General features: G+C 69.0%; 15 protein-coding genes. 5 read left to right on the top strand and 10 right to left on the bottom strand.

Annotated elements, in window-relative coordinates:
- Positions 1-41: 41 nt before the first annotated feature.
- The 3 genes from CXQ92_RS02120 to CXQ92_RS02110 all read right to left on the bottom strand — a co-directional run bounded on the left by CXQ92_RS02120 (position 42) and on the right by CXQ92_RS02110 (position 2054).
- A complete protein-coding gene (locus CXQ92_RS02120) occupies positions 42-299 on the bottom strand; it encodes a type B 50S ribosomal protein L31 (protein ID WP_104164883.1) in 258 nt (85 codons plus the stop codon).
- A gap of 101 nt (positions 300-400) precedes the next feature.
- Complete coding sequence (locus CXQ92_RS02115; RefSeq protein ID WP_104164881.1) at positions 401-1231, bottom strand: RNA methyltransferase; 831 nt, start codon at positions 1229-1231, stop codon at positions 401-403.
- A gap of 37 nt (positions 1232-1268) precedes the next feature.
- Positions 1269-2054 (bottom strand): ABC transporter ATP-binding protein, encoded by a 786-nt coding sequence (locus CXQ92_RS02110; RefSeq protein WP_104164879.1) that lies wholly within the window; start codon positions 2052-2054, stop codon positions 1269-1271.
- A gap of 190 nt (positions 2055-2244) precedes the next feature.
- Between CXQ92_RS02110 and serB the strand changes: the two genes are divergently transcribed.
- Positions 2245-3129 (top strand): phosphoserine phosphatase SerB, encoded by an 885-nt coding sequence (serB, locus tag CXQ92_RS02105; RefSeq protein ID WP_104164877.1) that lies wholly within the window; start codon positions 2245-2247, stop codon positions 3127-3129.
- A gap of 25 nt (positions 3130-3154) precedes the next feature.
- Here serB and CXQ92_RS02100 read toward each other — a convergent pair whose 3' ends face one another.
- Positions 3155-3904, bottom strand: coding sequence for an SDR family oxidoreductase (locus tag CXQ92_RS02100; protein ID WP_104164875.1), 750 nt, complete (start codon positions 3902-3904; stop codon positions 3155-3157).
- 42 nt (positions 3905-3946) lie between these two features.
- The gene (locus CXQ92_RS02095; RefSeq protein WP_258069663.1) at positions 3947-4684 is read right to left on the bottom strand and encodes a beta-ketoacyl-ACP reductase; all 738 of its coding nucleotides are present in this window, start codon (positions 4682-4684) and stop codon (positions 3947-3949) included.
- 206 nt (positions 4685-4890) lie between these two features.
- On the opposite strand from CXQ92_RS02095, the gene CXQ92_RS02090 reads away from it, so the two are divergent.
- From CXQ92_RS02090 to CXQ92_RS02075, 4 genes are all read left to right on the top strand, one after another.
- The gene (locus tag CXQ92_RS02090) at positions 4891-5316 is read left to right on the top strand and encodes a DUF3099 domain-containing protein (RefSeq protein ID WP_104164871.1); all 426 of its coding nucleotides are present in this window, start codon (positions 4891-4893) and stop codon (positions 5314-5316) included.
- Between the two features lie 52 nt (positions 5317-5368).
- Positions 5369-5608 carry a hypothetical protein gene (locus tag CXQ92_RS02085; RefSeq protein WP_104166622.1) on the top strand — a complete coding sequence of 80 codons (240 nt, stop codon included), beginning with the start codon at positions 5369-5371 and terminating at the stop codon, positions 5606-5608.
- On the top strand, positions 5609-6436 hold the full coding sequence (locus CXQ92_RS02080) for an SURF1 family protein (RefSeq protein ID WP_104164868.1): 828 nt from the start codon (positions 5609-5611) through the stop codon (positions 6434-6436).
- A gap of 308 nt (positions 6437-6744) precedes the next feature.
- Positions 6745-7758 carry an NAD-dependent epimerase/dehydratase family protein gene (locus CXQ92_RS02075; RefSeq protein WP_104164866.1) on the top strand — a complete coding sequence of 338 codons (1014 nt, stop codon included), beginning with the start codon at positions 6745-6747 and terminating at the stop codon, positions 7756-7758.
- A gap of 79 nt (positions 7759-7837) precedes the next feature.
- Here the strand turns inward: CXQ92_RS02075 and CXQ92_RS02070 are convergent, their stop codons facing one another.
- The 5 genes from CXQ92_RS02070 to CXQ92_RS02050 form a co-directional block, all read right to left on the bottom strand.
- A complete protein-coding gene (locus tag CXQ92_RS02070) occupies positions 7838-9433 on the bottom strand; it encodes an endo-1,4-beta-xylanase (protein ID WP_258069662.1) in 1596 nt (531 codons plus the stop codon).
- A gap of 95 nt (positions 9434-9528) precedes the next feature.
- Positions 9529-11244: a polysaccharide deacetylase family protein gene (locus tag CXQ92_RS02065; protein WP_181033518.1), complete on the bottom strand. Its 1716-nt coding sequence runs from the start codon at positions 11242-11244 to the stop codon at positions 9529-9531.
- A 131-nt stretch (positions 11245-11375) separates the two neighbouring features.
- The gene (locus CXQ92_RS02060; protein WP_104164861.1) at positions 11376-13250 is read right to left on the bottom strand and encodes a polysaccharide deacetylase family protein; all 1875 of its coding nucleotides are present in this window, start codon (positions 13248-13250) and stop codon (positions 11376-11378) included.
- Positions 13240-14580, bottom strand: coding sequence for a glycosyltransferase (locus CXQ92_RS02055; RefSeq protein ID WP_104164859.1), 1341 nt, complete (start codon positions 14578-14580; stop codon positions 13240-13242). Before CXQ92_RS02055 ends, CXQ92_RS02060 begins: the two co-directional genes overlap by 11 nt.
- Before the next feature lie 2 nt (positions 14581-14582).
- Complete coding sequence (locus tag CXQ92_RS02050; RefSeq protein WP_146067357.1) at positions 14583-15125, bottom strand: hypothetical protein; 543 nt, start codon at positions 15123-15125, stop codon at positions 14583-14585.
- Between the last annotated feature and the right edge of the window lie 243 nt (positions 15126-15368).

Below are 15368 nucleotides of genomic sequence, written 5' to 3'. Positions count from 1 at the left end.
TCCTCGTGGGACCGTGGGTCCGGTGCTCGGGAGGAGCTGGACTACTTCTTGGCGCCGAAGCCCTTGAAGCGGGCGTTGAAGCGCTCCACGCGACCGGCGGAGTCCATGATGCGCTGCTTGCCCGTGTAGAACGGGTGGGACTCCGAGGAGATCTCGACCTCGATGAGGGGGTAGGTGTTGCCGTCTTCCCACTCGATGGTCTTGGGCGAGCCGACCGTCGACTTGGTCAGGAACGCCTTGTCGGAGGCCAGGTCGCGGAACACGACCGACTGGTACTTGGGGTGGATATCAGACTTCACGGGACTACCTTCTCTGGTTGCCTGGATTTTGCCAGGCACGGGAACTTGAAAGGGTGGCGACAGCGCCAGCTATCCATACTAGCGCAGGAGCATCCGCGAGGCTAAAGCGCGGGGCGCGCGCCGCCGCCGTCGGACCGGCACTCCCAGAACGCCACGGTCGCCGCCGCGGCGACGTTCAGCGAATCCACGCCGCCGTGCATGGGGATGGTCAGGGCGACATCGGCCTCCGCCAGTGCGCCGTCGCTCAGGCCGTCCCCCTCGGTGCCCAGCAGGAGGGCGAGCCGCTCGTGGTCCCGTGCCGGGAACGCACCGAGCGGGACGGCCCCGGGACCCAGCGCGAGGGCACCGAGGGTGAAGCCGGCGGCGCGCACGGCGGCGAGATCCCCGGGCCACGAGGTCAGCCTGGCCCACGGGACCTGGAAGACGCTGCCCATGCTGACGCGCACGGCCCTCCGGTAGAGCGGATCGGCGCTGCGGGGGCTGAGCAGCACGGCGTCGACGCCGAGCGCTGCGGCGGACCGGAACACGGCACCCAGGTTGGTGTGGTCCACCATGTCCTCGATGATCGCGACGCGCCGGGCCGGGGTCAGCAGTTCGTCAAGTGCCCGGGGTGCCGGCCGGTGCATCGCGGCGAGGGCGCCGCGATGCAGGTGGAAACCCGTGATGGCCTCGAGCGTGGCTTCGGGGGCCACGAACGCGGGCACGGACGGGAAGCGGGCGACGACGTCGGCCAGGTCGGGGAGCCACTTCGGCGCCAGGAGGAAGGACCGCGGGACGTGCCCGGCGTCGACGGCGCGCCGGAGCACCTTCGAGCTCTCTGCGATGTAGAGACCTTCCGCGGGTTCCCTGGCGAGGCGCAGCTGCACGTCGGTGAGGTCGCGGTAGTCCGAGAGCCGGGGGTCGTCGACCGCATCGAGCGTGATGACGGGCATCAGGGAGCGTGCCGGGGCGCGCGGCGGCCTGCGCTGCTCACGCCCGGGCGACGGCGCTGTAGCGGCCGTTCTCCTCGCTGACCTTCAGGGGGACGTCGAACGCGGCACTCAGGTTCTGCTCGGTCAGCACGTCCGCGATGGGGCCTGCCGCCACCACAACGCCGTCGCGCAGCAGCAGGGCATGCGTGAAGCCCGGCGGCACCTCCTCGAGGTGGTGCGTCACCAGCACCATGGCGGGTGCTTCGGGGTCGAGGGCGAGCTCGGTCAGCCGCTGCACGAGGTCCTCGCGTCCGGCGAGGTCCAGGCCCGCCGCCGGTTCGTCGAGGAGCAGGAGTTCGGGGTCCGCCATGAGCGCCCGGGCGATCTGCACGCGCTTGCGCTCCCCCTCGCTGAGGGAACCGAACGGGCGGTTCATGAAGCGGGACATGCCCCAGGTGTCGAGGAGACGGAAGGCGCGGCGCTCGTCGAGTCGCTCGTACTGCTCGCGCCACCGTCCGGTGACACCGTAGGAAGCCGTCACGACGACGTTCAGGACGGTCTCGTGATCCGGTACCTGCGAGGCGAGGGCCGCCGACGCGAGGCCGATGCGCGGCCGCAGGTCGAAGACGTCGACCGCACCCATGACCTCGTCGAGGATCCCGACGACGCCCCGGGTGGGGTGGAGCCGCGCGCCGGCGAGCTGCAGCAGGGTGGTCTTGCCCGCACCGTTGGGGCCCATGACCACCCAGCGCTCGCCCTCGTTGACCTGCCAGTCGATCTCATCGAGCAGGGTCTTGCCACCCCTGACGAGGCTTACTCCCGCCAGTTCCAGAACGTCACTCATGGTCCTAGACACTAGGCTAAGGAGCGGCCCCGTGGCGAAACCGGCAGGCCGCCCACGACGCTTGTGCTCTACCGGTGGCCCGTGGGGCCCGCCTGCCGGCCCGGCTGCCGGCTCCGGCGGCGGGCAGGACGCCACGATCGGGACCCCACGAGACACGGACGCCGGCACCGGCGTGGACAGGAGCGGGAGCATGCGGGACACGGCACGGGTGGTCGCCTATGCGAGGCGGCTCGACGGCGGACACCGGGAGGACCTGCTCGGCGCCCTGCGCGGCCTGGGCGCCGAGGTCACGGACACCGCGACCGCGGCGACCCCGACCTACACGGTGCTGACCCTCGGCGTCGAGCTCACCGCGCGGGCCTCGGAGGTGCGCGCCGGGCTGGCACGGTGGACGGCCGCCTCCGGCGTCGGCGCCGCGCTCGTCCCGGCCCCCACGTACGCTCCCGGACCGAAGTTGCTGATCATGGATGTCGACTCGACGCTGATCCGCCAGGAGGTCATCGAGCTGCTCGCCGCGCATGCGGGCCGCGAGGCGGAGGTGGCGGCGGTGACCGAGGCTGCCATGCGGGGTGAGCTCGACTTCGCCCAGTCCCTCCACCACCGGGTCCGCGCGCTGCAGGGGCTTCCTGCCACCGTGATCGGCGAGGTCGTGGAGCGCATCGAGCTGAGCGACGGCGCGGAGGACCTCGTCGCCGCGTACCTCGGCGCGGGCCATCGCGTCGGCGTGGTCTCCGGCGGCTTCTCGCAGGTCCTCGCACCCCTCGCCGAGCGCCTCCGCCTGTCCTTCGCCAAGGCGAACGACCTCGAGATCCTCGACGGCGCCCTGACCGGCAGGGTGGCGGGCGCCGTCGTCGACCGCCGCGAGAAGGAGCGCACGCTCCGCGCCGAAGCCGAGCGCGCGGGCGTGCAGCCTGCGGCGGTGATCGCCGTCGGCGACGGGGCGAACGACCTCGACATGCTGGGCGCAGCGGGACTCGGCGTGGCGTTCAACGCGAAGCCTGCCGTCCGTGCAGCGGCGGACGTCGCCCTCGACCTTCCGGACCTGGACGTCGTCCGCCACTTCGCCGGGCTGTAGCCCGGGCTTTGGACGAGGCTGCGGGTCAGCTCTTGGCGAGGAAGTCCTCGGCGCCGCCCACATACTCCGTGTGGCCCGTGGGGACGTCCGCCGTGACCATCCGGACGATCTCGGTCGCGAACTCCGCGACGGAGTACAGGCGGCCCGCCTCCTGGCGGCGCGCCTCGATGGCTCCGGGGGTGGCGCGGTCCAGCAGCGTCGCCGTGACCGTGCCCTCGATCATGTCGCCGGACACGACGACGAGGGAGATCCCCTTCTCGTCGAGCTGCGGGATGCGGGCGCGCAGGGCGTCCTCGCCGGCCCGCTTGCTGCGCGCGACCGGCTCGTAGGCGTCCATCGTCTCGACCTTCTCGATGAAGTGCGCCTGGTGGCTCGTGATGAAGACGACGCGTGAGCCCGCGGGCATCACCTCCGTGGCGGCCTCGAGCATGGCGATCTGCGCGTCACGGTTGAGCTTCAGCGCATAATCCTCCCCCAGGCCCGTCTCCATGCCGCCGGACGCGTTGAGGACCAGCAGGTTCAGCCCACCGAAGGTCGAGACTGCAGTATCGACCAGCGCCGCAGGACCCTCCGGCGTCGTCAGGTCCGCACCGACCGCGACGGCCCGGCCGCCGGTCGTCTCGATCCCCGCCACCACCTTGTTGGCGCGCGGCGCCTTCTGACGGTAGTTCACGACGACGGCGGCGCCCTGCGCAGCGAGCTGCTGCGCGACGTCGGCGCCGATCCCGCGGGACGATCCGGTGACGATTGCTGTGGTTCCCTCGAGGGTGGCCATGGTTCTCCTTCTGGTGGGCTGGGTGGTGGGGGCGGGGGTGGCCTAGTGGCCCATGCCGAGTCCGCCGTCGACGGGGATGACGGCACCCGAGATGTAGCCGGCGGCATCGCCGGCCAGGAAGGACACGACGCCCGCCACTTCGTCGGGCGACGCGAAGCGGCCGGCGGGGATGGTGGCGAGGTAGCTCTTCCGCGTGTCCTCGGGCAGCTCCGCCGTCATGTCGGTGTCGATGAACCCCGGGGCGACGACGTTGGCCGTGATGCCCCGCGAGCCGAGCTCGCGCGTCAGGGAACGGGCGATGCCGATCAGCCCGGCCTTGGAGGCGGAGTAGTTGATCTGGCCCGGCGCCCCGTACAGGCCCGTGACGCTCGAGATCAGGATGACGCGGCCGCGTCGGAGGCGGATCATGCCGCGCGACGCCCGCCTGACCACGCGGAACGCGCCGGTCAGGTTGGTGTCGATGACGTCCGTGAAGTCACTCTCGGTCATGCGCATGAGCAGGGTGTCGCGTGTGATGCCGGCATTCGCGACGAGCACCTCCACCGGTCCGTGCTCGGCCTCGATCTGCGTGAACGCCGCGTCGATCTGTTCCTCGCTGGTGACATCGGCCCGCACGCCGAACATCCCTTCAGGAATCTCACCACTTCGGTAGGTGATGGCAACCTTGTCGCCGTTGGCTACGAATACCTTGGCGATGGCAAGGCCGATCCCGCGGTTGCCTCCGGTAATGAGGACGCTGCGGCCGGAGGCCGTCGTACTGCTGTCTGCATCAGGTGCCAAGGGGGTAACTCCTCTGTCTGCGGGCCGGAAGGGGTCCATGTTGTTCCTGCCGACCACCGCGCAAGCGCTCCGGACGGGCGTCCCAGCCCTCTCGGACCTCCCCCGTGGCCATCGGTCAGACTGTCCCGACGATCCTAACGGCGCATCCCTCGACTTCGGGAACGGGGCCCGGAATGAGACAATAGAGGGATTCTTTTTGGAGTGTGATGAGTAAGCAAACGAAGCACAACACAGACGTCCACAGCATCTCCGACGCACGGGAATCACACAGCGACGAGATGCGTACGCGAATGATCCGCTACTCGGTGTCGATGGGCATCCGTCTCGTGTGTTTCATCCTGGTCTTCGTGGTCCCGTACGTGTGGCTGCAGTGGGTGATGATCGCGGGAGCGGTGTTCCTGCCGTACTTCGCCGTGATCGTCGCGAACGGCGGCAGCGACACCAGCAACATCCGCCACAGCGACGCCCTGATCGACCGCGCCCCGGTGCGGGAGATCGAGGTGAAGGTCGTCGACGCCGGCCCTGACGACGGCGAGGACGTCCTCAGTGGCGAGATCATCGACGATTCCGCGGACCCGGCACGTCGCGGGCCCCAGGATGCAGGCCACGGCGGGCCCGACGCCCGTGGCTGACCTGCCGTCCACTCCCCGGCCCGTTGCCGCCCGTCCGGCCGCGGGCCTCGGTCTGTTCGGGGCGCCGGGACCGGCCGAGGGAGGGCCTCCCGTCTGCTCCCGCAAGGGATGCCGGAACGACGCCGAGTGGCAGCTGCTGTGGAACAACCCGCGCATCCACACCCCCGAGCGACAGAAGGCCTGGGCGTCGTGCCCTGAGCACGTGGAGTGGTTCGAGGAGTACCTCCGGGATCGCGGGCTCTGGAAGGAGACCCTCCCCCTGACCGCCGACCGACCGATGGAGACCCGCTAGGTGTTCCGCTATTTCTTCTCCGTCCGCTGGCTCGGCTGGCTGGCCATGGTCATGGTGCTGGCCGCCGGCTGCGTGGGGCTCGGACGATGGCAGCTGGACAGGCGGGAGGCCGTCGTGGAGGACATCCAGCGCATCGAGGCGAACTACGATGCCCCGCCGCAGCGCTATGTACCGGGGGCGAACGGCTTCGACACCTTCGATCCCGCCCGCGAATGGACGCCGGTGACCTTCACCGGGACGTACGACGTCGAACACCAGGTCGTGGTGCGCAACAGGCCGCTCAACGGTCAGCCGGGGTATGAGGTGCTCACTCCCCTGCGGCTCGAGGACGGGACCGCCGTCATCATCGACCGCGGCTGGCTGCCCATCGGCAACGCTGAAGCAGGACGCCCGGACGTGGTGCCGGCCCCGCCCGCGGGGGAGGTCGAGGTCACCGCACGGATTCGGCCGGGCGAGCCGGAGGTGAACCGGGGCGCACCCGAGGGGCAGATCGCATCGATCCATCTTCCGTCGCTCGCGGAGAGCGTGGAGTACCCCCTGCAGGACGCCGCCTACGGCCTGGTCGCGCTGGAGCGGCCGGCAGCGGCCCAGACCCCGATCGCCGCACCCAAGCCGTCCATCGACGAAGGGCCGCATCTCTCCTACTCCCTGCAGTGGTTCGCCTTCGGCGTCCTCGCCTTCGTGGGCCTCGGGTACGCGGCGCGGCAGCAGCGCAGGAGCGACGCCGAACGGGACGGCACCGCTCCGGATCGCCCGGCCCGCCGGCGTCGTCGCCCGTCCTCGGAGGAGGAGGAGGACGCCATCCTCGACGCCCGGGGAATCCGCTAGGGTCACGCCGGCGAAGGCCTCGACGCGGTGGTCGGGTCGCAGGAACCCCCGCTCCTGCACTGCGCTGACGAAGGTCGTCGACCGTCCTCGGAGCACGGCCGGGTAGTCGGCCCAGGACGACGGGTGGTTCGTGCAGGAGTCCCCACCCGGAATCGAGTGGAACGCACTCGTGCCCCCGGGCACGACCGTTCATAGGATGCTGCCGAGAAGCAGTGCAGCACGGCGCTGTGTGGTCCGGGTCCTACGATTCGCGCCATCGTCCGCCGCTCCGTTGCTGGAATCGCCGAATCACCCAGGGGGAACGGGCCATGAGAACCGCCGTGATCGGTGGCGCTGGTTTCATCGGCAGCCACCTCGCCGAATACCTTTTGGACGCCGGGGACGCCGTCACCGTGCTCGATGATCTCTCCCGCGGCAGGCTCGAGAATCTGGGTGCGTGCCTGGCCCATGAGACCTTCACGTTCCACGAGGGCAGCACCCTGGACACGGCTGCGGTCGGCAGGGCGATCCGCGGAGTGGACCGGGTGTTCCATCTGGCGACCGCCGGTGGGGCGCATGCGTACACGGATCGCCCCCTCGCAGGCCTTCGCTCCACCGTCCATGGCACCGAGACGGTCCTCGACGCCTGCCTCGATGCGGGTTCCGAGTTGATCGTGGTGTCCAGCGGCGACATCCATGGAAGGCACGTCTCCGGCCGGTTGTCCGGGGATGCGGAGTGCATCCTCGGTTCGCCGCTGACCCCCCGGTGGGCGGGTGTCGCCGCGGAGGCGACGGAAGAGGCCTTCGCCCAGGCCTACGGGCGGGAATACGGTCTGGCGGTGTCCGTGGTCCGGCTCTTCGATACGGCGGGTCCCCGCCAGGGAGGCCGATCCGGTGGCGTGGTGCCGACGCTCGTGAAGCAGGCGCTGCGGGGTGACCCGCTGACCGTCCACGGTGACGGCCGGCAGACTCGCTGCTTCTCCTATGTGGGGGACGTCGTCCCGGCGATCGTGCGCATCGCCGAGCAGCCGGCCGCCCGTGGGCTCGCGACCGACCTTGGTAGCACCCAGGAGGTGTCGATCATCGAGCTGGCCGAGCGGACGATCAGGCTCCTGGGCAGCCGCAGCATGATCAGCTTCATTCCGTACGACGACGTCTACGGCCCCGGCCACGAGGACGTTCGACGCCGGTCCCCCGACATCGCCCTCGCGTCACGCCTCATCCGGTTCCGACCGACCGCGTCCATCGACACCATCATCCTCAAGGTGGCGAAGGACATCCTCTCCACCGCCTCCAACGGTATCCACGCCGAGGCCGTGCACCACGCCGAGGCCGTCCACTGAGACGGGCCCACCGACGACCGCCCAGGATCCCCGTCGACGTCAGGGCGGCGGCGTCAAGGCGGCGGCGCCACCGCGACGCTCAGCCGCCCAGCACGCGCCTCATCGCGTCGTACGCGGGGGTCGTCTCCCCGTCCGTGAACAGGAAGTCCCGGCCCTGTTGCAGCTCACCGTCGTCGTCGACCCACCAGTTGTAGCGGTTGTCCACGCCCCACGTGGTGTAGGAGACGCAGGTAGGCGAGCGCATGCAGGTCTCCAGCACCGTGGCGTACTGCTCCGCCTGAGCGTCGACCCCCTCTCCGTCGGTGACGTCGTTCTCCGAGATCCGGACGCGCAGCCCGGCATCCCCGAAGTTCTCGAGCGTCTCCGTGAGATCCTCGGTTGAGATGGCGTCGGTCTCGAGGTCGTAGACGTGGGCCTGGAGGCCGACGCCGTAGATGTGCCCGCCCTGCGCGTTGGTGTCGAGGGCGAGCTTGAGCAGGGCGTCCTGGCGGTACCCCGGGACGTCGGCCCCGTTCTCGTTGATGAACTGCTTGACGTCCGGATCCGCCTCGTAGACGGCCTGGGAGACGACCGCCGGGTAGCCGGGCCCGAAGACCCGGTACCAGATGTTCTGCTGGTAGCTGGTGCCCTGGTCCACGTCGAACGGTTCGTTGACGACGTCGAGCGAGTCGATGCGGCCCTTGAAGTGGGTCACCACGGTCGTGATGTAGTCGAGCAGTGCCTCGGCGCTGGCTCGGCGCTCCCACTCCGTGCCGGTGGGCAACTCCTGCATCCAGCGGGGCATCGCCTCGGTGAAGGCGATGGTGTGGCCGTGCACCGCCAGGTCCTTGCTCTCGGCGATCGCGATGATCGCATCGGCCTCCTCGAACGTGTACACGGCCTGCTGCGGCGAGAGGAACTGCGGCTTCATCGCGTTCTCCGGCGTGAGCGCGCCGAAGTTGCCGACGAACTCCCTGGCGTAGTCCGGGTCCGAGGCGAGCGGGCCGAGCGCCACCGCGGCGCCGATCGTGAAATCCGGCCTCTTCTGCGAGGCCAGGGCCTGCAGCCCGTCCGGCTCCTGCTCGGCCTGGACCACGGCCGGCTCCGCGGTCGTGAGGGTGCCGCCGTCCAGAGCGGTCGCGGTGAAGGAACCGACGCGGAAGGAGCCGCCCTCGCTCGAGAGTCCCAGCCAGAGCTTCCCTGATTCGAACACCGCTCCGAGGGGCAGGGAGGAGACGGTCTCTCCACCGCTCTCGATCTCGAGTGTGTCGCCGGACCGGCGTACCACCAGCGTGGCTTCGGGATCCCGGACCGTCACGTGCTCCTCGTGCGCCGGCCGGGGGCTGGTGACGTCCTCCTGGGGGGAACCGTCGAAGACGGCGATCTCGAGGTCGTCGTCGAGGAGGGTGAGCCGCAGGCCCGATGGCTCCAGCCGGAATTCGTCGGCGATCACCGGCGGACTGTCGAAGACGGTCCACGAGGCGTCGGCGATCACGTCGGTGAGCGACGCGCTGAGGGAGAAGTCTCCGTCCGCCACCAGATGCGTGCCGGCCAGATTGAGCGGCGGGTTCGGCTGCCCTCCTCCACCGTCCTGATCGACGATGCTTCGCGCCGTGGCCGTGACCTGCAGCCCTCCGCTGTCGGACGCCACTCCCGGCGTGTGCTGCCAGTCCTCGTCGATCAGGTCAACGATCACGTCGGGCTCCGGTTCCGGGTCGTCGGGCGTGCAGCCCGCGAGCGCGAGCAGAAGACAGCCTGCCAGCACTGTCCGTGCTGGCAGGCGTCCGAGTGTCAGGGCCGCCACCAGCGCACGTCGTCGACGTACGCGAGCACCCCGGAGTTGCTGGTCACGTACACCTGCACGCTCGCCCGGGCGACGTTCGTCGTGCTCGGTGAGTAGGTCAGGGCGACGTTGGAGACGCCGATCGCGGTACTGGCGAGCTTCCACTGCCCGGAGATCCAGTTGCCGTTGGCGTCGTACTCGTCGATGTACCAGCCGACCTCACCGGCGGTGCGGGTCTTGATGTTGAGGTAGGCGGAGATGTTGTAGTTGCCCGGCGTCACGTTGACCTGCGGCGAGAACAGGTGCCTGTTGGTCGTGCCGCCCTGCAACTTCACGGAGTTCACCGGGTTGGCCGGGGCGCCGTTGCCCGCACCGTCCGCCACGACACCGGTCGCGGAGTCGGACCTCCACCCGCCGCCGAGGCCGGCGTCGAAGGTGCCGTTGGCCACGAGGTTGGTGACCGGCGGCGGTGTGGTGCCCCCGATGAGCTCCAGCAGCTCGACGTTGTCCAGGTAGGCCGTGATGCCGGTCCCTGCGACGATCACCTGGAGGCTGGCCTTCGCCACGTTCGTCGAACTCGGCGTATAGGTGAAGTTGAGCGACTCCACCCATCGGGAGTTCTCCCGTTTACGGTACTGCCCGGAAACCCAGGCTCCGGCCGCGTTGTATTCGTCGACGTAGAACGCAACCTCGCCCGAGGTCAGCGCGGAGACGTTCAGAAAGGTCTTGTACAGGTAGTTCGTCCCCGGCGTGACGGCGACCTGCGGGGAGAACAGGTGCGTCGGGCCCGTGCCCGACACCAGCTTCACCGACCGGGCGGGGTCGGGATAGCTGCCGTTGCCTCCGGCGTCGGCCGTGACGCGCGTCGGGGCGTCCGTCCGCCAACCCTCGCCGATGCCGGCATTGAAGCTGGCGTTCGGCATCTTGTTCGGAGAGCCGGTCACGATGCCCTGGGAGACGTTGACGTTCTTGATCTGTCCGGCCGCCACCTTGGTCTTCACATACGCGGCGAGCTCGTCCAGTTCGGCGGTGCCGAACTCGTAGTCGCCCGGATTGGTGCTGGGGTTCGGGACGATGTCGTGGAACGTGAACACCACCCAGGTCTTGCCCGCGATGGCCTGATCGACCTTCGCCTTGAGCGATGCCACGGTGTCGAGGCCCTCCTCGACCGCGACGTTCTGGACGAGGTAATCGCTGAGCGGCCAGAGGTTCACGCCCTCGTCGGCGAAACCGCGCATCGACGAGTAGTACTTGGCGACCTTCGCCAGGACCGTCTGGTCGTAGTCGCCGTACGGTGGGGCGAAGGCGGTCGCGGTGATGCCCTGGGCGGCAAGGGCCGCCCTGCTGTTCGCCATCTGCGCGTCGATCTGGGCCGGGGTCAGCTTGTTGGCCTGGCAGACGTCGCCGGTCGAGGCGAGGCACTGGTGGTCCTTGCCGTGCGATCCGATCTCCCAGCCGTACTGCGTCTGCAGCTGCCTGATCTGCGTCCAGGTCATGTACGGCACGCTGCCGTCCGCGCGGCAGGTGTTCGGCACGGTCGTCATGCCCACGCAGTCGGTGACCACGTAGTTCGTGCCGGTGAGACCATGCTTCTGGAGCGTCGGCGCGGCCGCCGTGATGGAGCTGCGGAAACCGTCGTCGAAGGTGAACGACACCAGCGCCGAGGGCGCTGGGTTGTTCACCACCGCGTTCGCCACCCCGGGGGTCAGCAGCGTGGAAGCCATCGCCCCCAACGCCACCATGATGGTCAGCAATCCGGCTCGCCCCCGCGCCAAGCAGGATCCAGATGTGGATCTAGTCATGAACTTCTCCGTTCTTCTCTTGGGCCGACGGCGGTGGATCCCACCAGCGGGAACTACTGGTCCTGTAACTGGTCGAACGCCTGAGTGACGGGCTGCACCTCGATGCCGCTGTCGTCGACGATCTGCAGTTGTGCAGCGAGGGCGTCGCTGGTGATGGTGCTCTGGTCCGCCACGATGGTGTCGTCGTCCTGCGTGCCGGTCGACTCGGGGGTGGATATCTGGTGATAGACGAGGATGAGCCAGCCGTTCACGCGGTCCGTCTCCGCGAGCGCTTCGCGCAGCAGTTCGGGCGTGGTCTCGTCGGTCACGTAGAAGACCTTCAGATCGGACGGATCGATGCTCTGCCGGGTGTTGATACCCACGTCCGTCCCCCGCACGGTCGTGAAGTACTGGCTCGCATACCAGTCGACCTGGGGGTCGGACCGTCCGAAGGGGGGAGCGAGGTTGTCGGTGCCGAGGCCGGCGTCGTTCAACGCCTCCTCGTTCCTTCGCATCTCCTCCTCCAGCCGCTCGGCATTGATCGAGGTGAGATCGACGTGGGAGTAGCTGTGTGCCGCGATCTCATGTCCGGCCTCGTGCAGGCCGCGCACCTCGGCGGCTGTCATGAAATTCGGTGTCTCGAGGGACGTGGGGTTGACGTACTGGGTGGACCGGAAGCCGTGCTTGTCGAGGAGCGGGAGGGCACGGTCGTAGACCGACTCCCAGCCGTCGTCGAAGGTGATGGAGACCATCGGCTTGTCCCACCGGAGGGGTCCCGGTTTGGTGATGTCGGTCAGCGAGTAGTCGCGCACTGCGGTGGTCCCGTCGCCGTGGGACACCAGGGTGACCATGACCGTCTTCGCCTTGTCGGGGACCTGGAACGATTCCCCGATGGTCGTCCACTCCCCCGCCGGCTGCACGGTCGCCAGGTTGCGGAACACGCGTCCGCCGTCCTCGAGCTCGAACTCGGCGAGCACGTCCACCTCACGCTCGGACCGGTAGGTCGCGCCGAACTCGAACCGCCGGTCGGGTGCCACAGGAACCGGCTGGTACTGCCACTTCGCCTCACCGCTCTTGTAGTTCGTGATGCGGGTCCAGAGGAACGGGCCGTCCTCGTCGTCACCGCGCCCGGACTCCACGGTCGACGGCCCGGATGCGTAGGGGGACCATGACGCGGGTACCCCCGGTGTGGGACTGACGAGCTCGGGGTTGGGTATGAGGTTGGGGGCGGCCGGCGTGCTGGGCGGGAGAGCGACGTCCTCCGCCGCCTCGAGGTAGGCACCCTCGACCCGGACACTGCCCTCGGATGCGAGGCGGAACACGTACTCCACCGCCGTCACCGTGTCCCCGCTGTCGAACGCGTCGCTCACGGAGAACGGGGCGTTGCCCGGCCGCTCGAGGACGCTCGGCAATTGCCTGAGAGTCGTGCTCCCGTCGGTGTGATGTTGACGCGCCAGCAGCGTGAAATGCGTGTCGGTGGAGACGAACGCCTTGAACAGGTAGGTCTCCCCGGGGTCGACCTCCACCCGCGGACTCGTCAGCGTGACGTCGCCCGAGGCGTACCGTCCGACGTCGAGCTTCAGTGCCTGGTCGTCCACCTGCCCGTCGACGAGGTTCAAGGTGGCGGCGGCGTCTGCGCTGTGGCCGACGCTCCAGCCTGCCACCGCGTCGACGGTCGACGGCGTGTCGGTGGCGGACGAGGTGTCGGGGACCGACAGCGTATTGGGTGACGGCGCGGAAGTGACCGTCGGCGTCCCTGACGACCCGGGGGTGGCCTCGGCCGACGGGCTCAGGGGCGGGAGCAGGTTCGCCCCGGGACGCGCCTGGGCGATCATGCTCTGCCCGCCCGTGTACACCAGCCACCCCGCGGTCATCAGCGCCACGACCAGTGAGACGACGACGAGGGGGTTGAGCAGTATGCGGACGAACCGCCGGCGCTTATGCGGCACGAGCGACCACCGCCGTGCTCCCGGCCCGCTGCGGGGACTTCCAGGTGTTGATCTCGGGACGCTTGACCAGGCCGCGCGAGCGCGCGATGCAGCGGACCGCAGCGGTCAGTTGCACGAGATCCATGATGTAGAACAGGAAATACGCCGTGGGCGCGTAGATGGACAAGCGGGCGCGCTCGCGCCTCGTCAGGTTCTCGTCCATCCAGACCGTCAGCAGCGTGTAGGCGGTGATGGTCAGGTAGGCGCCGATGATCAGGGCGGGCGTCTGGGTGACCAGCGACCAGTAGACCGCATACGTCCATGCCAGGGGCGAGACGAGCAGTGTGAACTCACTGAGCATCGCCATCGGCATGCGGTAGTAGGTCAGCGTACGGGTGTACCGGCGGTGCGGGTTGAGCATCATCCCCCGGTACTTGATCAGGTTCTGCAGGCTGCCGTACTTCCAGCGGAAACGTTGCTTCGCGAGGGCACGGAGCGTCAGCACTCCCTCGGTCTTCGCGACCACGTCGGCTCCGAAGATCATGCGGAAGCGCCGATTGCCCAGGCTGGTGATCTTCGTGCTCAGGCCGATGTCCTCGGTCAGGGTGTCGGTGTCGTAGAAGTCGACCTTGCGCAGGACACGCATCCGGTACGTCGAGGCGACCCCACCGACCACGAACTCGCAGTTCAGCAGGGAGTACAGCTTCTTCGAGCGGTAGCCGATCATGTGCTCGAACCGCTGCAGGATGCCGAGGGCGGTCGTCTCCTCCAGGATCTGGACATTGGCGGCCACGCCGGCGACGTAGGGGTCGTCGAAGTAGGAGAGGGCGTTCGTGATGGCGTCGGGCTGGATGATCGAATCGGCGTCGAGCGTCATGACGAACTGGCCGCGAGCATACCGCCGGAGCGCCGCGTTGAGCGCGGCGCCCTTTCCGACGTTCTTGCGCATCCGCATCAGGCGCAGGTCCATCCCGGGATGCCGCACCTGGTAGTCGCGTACCAGGCGTCCGGTGAGGTCGGAGGATGCATCGTCGGCGACGATGACCTCGAGCGAGCGGTAGGTGCTGCGCCGGACGGAGTCGAGCGTCCGGACGATCACCGCCTCCTCGTTGTGTGCGGCGATGACGACGGAGACCAGGCCCGGCACCTCGGGTGCCGCACGCCGGTTCCAGATGGCGGTCGCCGCGCACTCTGGCTCGTACGCCACCGGTACCTGGACCCCGCTGAGGCCCTTCCGCCGCTGCTGCCAGATATCGTAGAAATTCGCGCCCACGAGATAGAGGCCGAAATGCACCACATAGAGGATGCTGACGCCGGCGAACAGCCAGAAGATGACGAGCGCGATGTCCATCCTCAGGCCTCGACGGAGTGGGTCGCGAGCGCGGGGGACCGCGGTTCAGGGTGTCGGCTACGGGGCGGGTGGAGTGGCATCTGGACGGACGGGGTGACCCTGGACGGCACGCTGTCCGGCAGCAGGACCACCTCGACGGCATCCGTGAACGCCCCGGTCGAGGAGACGTCGACCAGCCCGCTCTCGACGGGCTCCGCCGGCACGAGCGCTGCGTCCTTCGCGGCGGTGGTAGCGGTGAGCGGGCCGTGGGCGACCGGTGCGGTCTGGGCCTGCTGCCCGGCGGTCGGCCGGATCGCGTCGATCTCGGCCGTGGGGTGCGACGCGGCGGGCTCCGCCGCGACGGAGTCCACCGGCGCGGCACCGGCCAGACGGTATCGACGACGGTAGATGCGGATCCCGACGAAACGGATCATCACGGTGACGACCACGACGGTCCACAACACGAGGCTCAACTGCGCGACGAAGTCGAGCAGGCCCTCGAACATCGCACCGTCCCGGCCGAAAGTCCCGGGTGCGGCCACGCCTATGCTGGCGACACTTGTCATCGGTCTTCCTCCCCTGCTGCGAGCATGTGCATCCTTGCGGCGCTCGGGCCCGGCGCGCCGGTCCTGCCGGCGAAGGGAGCGACGGTTCCCGGCGGCTGGCGGGTGGGGAGCGCGAACGGCACTCCGCTTTCCGAAACCGCAGGACGACGGCGCAGGGAGGCGGTGTCAGCGCCTCCCGCCGAGTTCGTCCCGGAGTTTTCATTGCGATCGAGGGGGATCATGAAGAGTCTCCTCAGAGTTGGA

This window comes from Arthrobacter sp. SX1312, from assembly GCF_002929295.1.
Classification (GTDB): Bacteria; Actinomycetota; Actinomycetes; order Actinomycetales; family Micrococcaceae; genus Arthrobacter_D.
This window is presented reverse-complemented; position numbering and strand designations above follow the sequence as displayed.